Genomic DNA, 5,105 nt, shown 5'->3' on the forward strand with positions numbered 1-5,105 from the left:
CCCGTGCCCGGGGGCTCGCCCCCGGGCACGGGCAGTCGCGCTGGACTGGGGAATTTTCAGTCAGCACTTCCGGGGAGAATTCACTCAGCAGCTACACGCGCGGTCCACAGCCCGCGATAGAAACGCTTTCATGCTCTCCACCGCGCCCTGCCGCATGCCCTTCAACTCTGCCGCCTCCACGATCCAGCGGCCGGCGAGCCGCTCGACGACAACCTTGCTCTCGGCATTCAACGGCAGATCGTCGGAGAACCAGTCATCCTCGACAGCGAGCAAGCGCAGCGCGGAGCTCTTGTTTGTGCCCTGGTCACCTTCGAGGACGACCATCTCGTCGAACTTGCAGCCGGGTTGGCGGATGCGACGCACCGCCGCGACCAGCAACAGCGAGCCGACCGCGCGCGTGTAGTCGTTGGCCTCCGCGCCGCCGTAGGTAGACAGCCAGCCGTCGAGGCGAGGCCGGCCATCCCATCGAAGCCCGCCGAGGTAGTTGAGGATCGGATGGAAGCTGGCCAGGCACGCCTCGTCCTCCGCGACCATCCAAAAGAGGTCTTTCGTCGGCCGCAGGCCATGTCGCTCGTCGGCGAGCAGGAACAGCCTGCGGAGGGCGGCATCATCGAGCACTGGCCCAATGCCTTTGACGCCCCCCACGAGCAGCCGATTGGCAAACGTGTCATGCGACAGGCGGGCGCCCAGCAGGCGCAGCACGATTCGGATGTTGCCCTGCGTTCGGTGCGGCACGCCCTTGTCGTCGCGCTCCAGATCGGGCGGCGCCTCGACTGCTTCGTATGCTCGCTCGACCTGCCGTCGCGCATACTTCTCCGGGTTCGGCACGGCGCGTCCATCTGCCGTGCAATAGACGCTATTGGAGATGCCGAAGGCCCGATCCAGGAGGATGCCTAGCATTGTTTCTGGCGGGACCTTTACACGCGCCATGCCGCAGGTCGCCTCGTGCAGCCACGCGCTTCGACTGTCGTCCTTCGCCTTGGTCTCGCCCGGCACGCGGCCGTGGTTGACGATTACGCCGATGCGATCGGGCAAACCGTACTGCGCGAGGAAGGCTGGCAGGTCTTCGACGCTCTGCGCCTCGCCGACGGCCAAGCGAAATGTCGGCGCCTCGCACGCGGCGCCGGGCGGAGGCATGTCGGCGAGACTATAGACGGCATCAGGCTTCGAGAGGCCCCAGCAGACCCGGGCGACGTTGCCGTTCTTCTCGTTCACCGTGCCAGGCAATCGGCCAATTCGATTGCAGTTGTGGCACGCGTCGCCGAGCGCACCGAACAGCACCCCTAGCGTTTGGTTGTGGCGCTCGACCAGCGCCGTGTCCATGCAGGGCTCGGCGAGCAACCAGAAGGCCCAGAAGCCGCGTCCACTGTCCACGACCAGAGACGGCGGCGGCACGCTGACCGGTCGCCGAGCGCCAAGCCGCGCCTGCATGTGCTCGCGCTCGGCGGCGAGGTCTTCGCCCGCCCTCGGGTCGAGGTCCACCCAGAGCAGCCGCGAGCCGCGCATCTGCGGCTTCTCGGGCTGCCCGGTTACGTCATCGGCGGCAATCCCGAGCAGCACATAGACGTCGCGCCCGGCGGTCGCCTCTACGAAGGCGCGTACCTCCGCTTCATCCGTCGCGCGGCGATGCCGACGCGCCCGCCCGCCCTTGGCGGTGTCCAGCACCCAAGCGCCGCCCGGCTGGGCGGCGCGCAGGAAGGCCAGCGCCTCGTCCGCATCTACCATCACTCGCTCTCCGGCGGGCTGATGGTTCGCACCCAGCCATGCACGCGCAGCGCGGCCCAGGTGCGGGGCGTGTGTTTGTCGGGCGGCAGGCGGTCGGGCCAGCGGCGCGGCATGGCGATCCCGTGCGCGACGAACTTGCCTTCGCGCACCGTATAGCCCAGCACCGGAAGGAGCGCGGCGACTGAGATGTCGCGCACTGCCGAGCCGAGCAGCGCGAAGTCGCCATGGTTGCCGTTGTTGTAGAGCGCGCGCAGCACGGCGCGCATCGCGCGGCGATGGTGGACGGTGGGGAGGACGGCGCGGAGGTCCAGGGCGACGTGGTCGGGCATCACCATGTCGCCGACCATTCCCGCCGCGAGGACGCGAGTGATGTGCGTGGGCAGCACCACTTAGTCGAAGATCGCCATGGCTTGCTAGTGCCTCGCCGCCGGCCGTTCTCCGAGGCGGGCGGGCCGCCAAGTGCGCGCCATCTCCATGTATCGGCGCTCTGTCTCGGCATCGTTGCCTCGCACGAGCAGCGGCCGTAGCCACTGCGGCGGCCAGCGCCGTCGGGGAGCGGTCACGAGCTTGCAGAGCGCCCACCCTGCAATCATCTGCGAGTTGGAATGGTCGAGAACACCCGCGAGCGCGTCGCCCGGTCGGGGATCGCCGGTTCGCCACGCCTCTTCGTTCAGCCACATGTGGCCGTACGCGGGTAACGGGCTCTCAAGCCGCAACCAGCCGAAGTGCGCTGCCACGGCATCAAAGTCGCAGTCTGCCTCGCGCGCAACTGCAAGGAGGTGCGAGAACCCGACGCTGCGGCGCTTGGCTAGCCGCCGCGCGGCGAGCACGTTGGCGCCGCCGAACACGTGCCGCAGGCTCTCCACCATGTCCGTCGAGAGATGGTCGCGCCTCATGCGCCAGTGTCCGTTCGAGCGCGCGCCAGCCACGCGTCGAGATCGCGCAGGTGGTATCGCACCAGGCGCGCGCCGACCTTGGAGAAGGCCGGGCCTTCTCCCGCGCGTCGCATCTGCTCAAGGCCCGGGATGCTGAGCCCGAGATAGCAGGCAGCCTGCGCGGGCGTCAGCCAGGGGGAGGGCGGTGGAAGCGGCGCCTCAGCAATTCGACGCGCGACATGCGCAGCGATCTGCTCGGCGAGTGCCTGCCATTGTGGATCGGTTTGCATTGGCTCACGACGTGGAAAGGGTTGTCACGACATGCGCGGCCAACTGGGCTGCGCCTTGTGTCGGTCACCCCTCGCCCCTATCCCGCTCCGCAGAGTCGGGTAGCGCATCGGTTAGACCGTAGTCGTTCCCTTTCTCGTCGGGCCGCCGGGCGACGCTCTCGCCCAGTCCCTAAGGCAGCAGTGCTACCTGTGCCGGCTGTTATGGCGGCGGTCTAAACCATGCACAAGCCATTTTGGTTCTGCAGCCGCAGAACATGAGAGATGCCGCGCCGAGGCATGCGCTCCGCTGCTCTCTCATGTCACGCGCGGCCGGTGCGACATGATATGCCTGGAGAGCCGCTCCTGCGCGGCGAGCAGCTGCGCCCAGATGCGTGTGCGGTCGCCATAGCCCATCGTGACATCTTGCGTTGCGTGGTTGAGCAGCCGCTTCAGCAGGCGTTCCGAGATGTCGAGATGCTCGGCGGCGATCACGTAGGACTGCCGCAGGTCCATGCCCCACTTCGGCAGGTCGGCGCGCTCCTCGCGCCACTCCACGATGTGTCCAGGCTTGCTGGCGGCCGGGAATATCCAGGCGCGCGCCGCTGCCGCCGGGTGCAGCAGCCGGCCGGCCCAGCGCGCGCGGGCAAGGCAGACGAGCATGTGCCGCGAAAGCGGTACGTCGAAGGCGCGCGACGGGCCGCCCTTTGGCGAGGGGAAGTGCAGCGCGCGGCGGCGCATATCCAAGTGCTCCCAGCGGGCGCGTGCGAGGGCGTCGGGCCGCGAGCCGGAGAGAAGGCAGAGAAGGTGGAACTCGCGGCGCACCGCGTTGCCCTTCCGGTCCCGCCGCGCCGGGTCGCCGGTCAACCCATGGCGCTCGCCTGGAAGGGGAGCCTGCTCGTGCAGCGCGGCGAGCGCCTTATGCCAGGCGGCGAGCTCGCCGGCCTCCATGCCGGTCTTCCGACGCTGCTCGCGATTGAAGCGGACTGTCTGCCCCCACTCAATATGCGGCAGCCTTGGATCGAGCCGGGCGCGGCCGAGGCGGTAGAGATGACGGAACAGCCGCATGAAAGCGTTAGCGGCATAGGGGCCGTGCTTCGCCGTTATCTCAGCATGCTCCTCGGCTACGAGATGCGGGTTATCGGCGAAGCGGACCAACGCCGTGTCAGTCCACTTTTTCATCCGCCGGTCGAACAGCTGGCGGTAGCCATCCAAGGTGTTGGGCCGGAGTTTCGGGCCATCGGTCTTCTCCAGATGTTGCCAAGCGTCGCCCAGGGTGGAATCCGGGCGGCGCTCGGGCGCCCGGCCCTCGGCCTGCAACTCGCCGATGCGGGCCTTCGCTCGGGCACGGGCATCGCGCGCCGTGAGCGCCGGCCACTCGCCGATCTTCTCCTTCACGGTGCGCCTTGTGCCGAGCGGATCGCGGACGTCGCACTGGATCATCCACGTCCGGGAGCGCTGGCCAACTAGGAGGAAGAAGCCGGGCTGCGTGTCGCGCAACACCAGCTGGCGCCCGGGCGGGGCAAGTGCGTGACGCTGGATCGAATTGTCGGTGAGGGCGGGCCGAGGGGCGCTGGGCATAGTAGGACGGTCCTAGGACGGTGAAGCGGGGCGGGAGGGTCACGAGGAGCGGAACCATTACCCGCCCTTCCTCACCTATTCTGGACGTCTAATGCACTGTCCGACAACAGAAATCATGGCGCATCACCGCCTAGAACCGTCCTACGGTGGCAGAGCCCGAAGAACTTTTAATCATGGGGTCGTGGGTTCGAGTCCCACCGGGCTCACTGTTGATTTTGCTGGCCTCGATGGGCTGAATGGGTGGCGGCCTAAACCGGACATTGACCGGACGCCGCGTCAAACCGGGTCACCGCCAACGGCGCTAACCCGGAAATCTCACCGGGCGCAGGTGCATCGGGGTCCTGAATCGGCGAAAGTTCTTCTGTGACAAAGCCTTACGGCGATGCAGGAGGGATCCCCGATGCCGACGGAGTGTAGCCCGGCGCTGTTCGATTTTGCACCTGTCGAGGGCCGTCGTGTGTTGGCGGGTTTCGACGGCGGCGCGATCACCTCGAACGCCGGCGCACTGCTGCTCGGCGCGACGGACCGCGCCATCAGCCTGGTCGGCCGCTTCGCTGCGTGCTTCCGCGACGCCAGGATGCCGGAGCGGGTCGAGCACGACATCGCCACCCTGGTCGGCCAGCGCATCTTCGGCATCGCGCTCGGGCACGAGGACGTC

The 5,105-nt window shown here is 67.9% G+C and carries 6 protein-coding genes; 1 reads left to right on the plus strand and 5 read right to left on the minus strand.

Features of this window, described 5'->3' with window-relative positions:
* Positions 1 to 84 precede the first annotated feature (84 nt).
* From ACESM1_RS30100 to ACESM1_RS30120, 5 genes are all read right to left on the minus strand, one after another.
* The gene (locus tag ACESM1_RS30100; protein WP_372625054.1) at positions 85 to 1,725 is read right to left on the minus strand and encodes a VapE domain-containing protein; all 1,641 of its coding nucleotides are present in this window, start codon (positions 1,723 to 1,725) and stop codon (positions 85 to 87) included.
* Complete coding sequence (locus tag ACESM1_RS30105) at positions 1,725 to 2,114, minus strand: hypothetical protein (RefSeq protein WP_372625056.1); 390 nt, start codon at positions 2,112 to 2,114, stop codon at positions 1,725 to 1,727. Before ACESM1_RS30105 ends, ACESM1_RS30100 begins: the two co-directional genes overlap by 1 nt.
* A gap of 24 nt (positions 2,115 to 2,138) precedes the next feature.
* Positions 2,139 to 2,621, minus strand: coding sequence for a hypothetical protein (locus ACESM1_RS30110; protein WP_372625058.1), 483 nt, complete (start codon positions 2,619 to 2,621; stop codon positions 2,139 to 2,141).
* Positions 2,618 to 2,890, minus strand: a complete 273-nt coding sequence (locus ACESM1_RS30115) for a helix-turn-helix transcriptional regulator (RefSeq protein WP_372625060.1) — start codon at positions 2,888 to 2,890, stop codon at positions 2,618 to 2,620. Before ACESM1_RS30115 ends, ACESM1_RS30110 begins: the two co-directional genes overlap by 4 nt.
* A gap of 294 nt (positions 2,891 to 3,184) precedes the next feature.
* Positions 3,185 to 4,447 carry an integrase arm-type DNA-binding domain-containing protein gene (locus ACESM1_RS30120; protein WP_372625062.1) on the minus strand — a complete coding sequence of 421 codons (1,263 nt, stop codon included), beginning with the start codon at positions 4,445 to 4,447 and terminating at the stop codon, positions 3,185 to 3,187.
* Between the two features lie 400 nt (positions 4,448 to 4,847).
* On the opposite strand from ACESM1_RS30120, the gene ACESM1_RS30125 reads away from it, so the two are divergent.
* Positions 4,848 to 5,105: transposase (locus tag ACESM1_RS30125; RefSeq protein ID WP_372625064.1), on the plus strand; the 258-nt coding region annotated here is incomplete at its 3' end.

This window comes from Falsiroseomonas sp., assembly GCF_041690465.1.
GTDB lineage: Bacteria > Pseudomonadota > Alphaproteobacteria > Acetobacterales > Acetobacteraceae > Falsiroseomonas.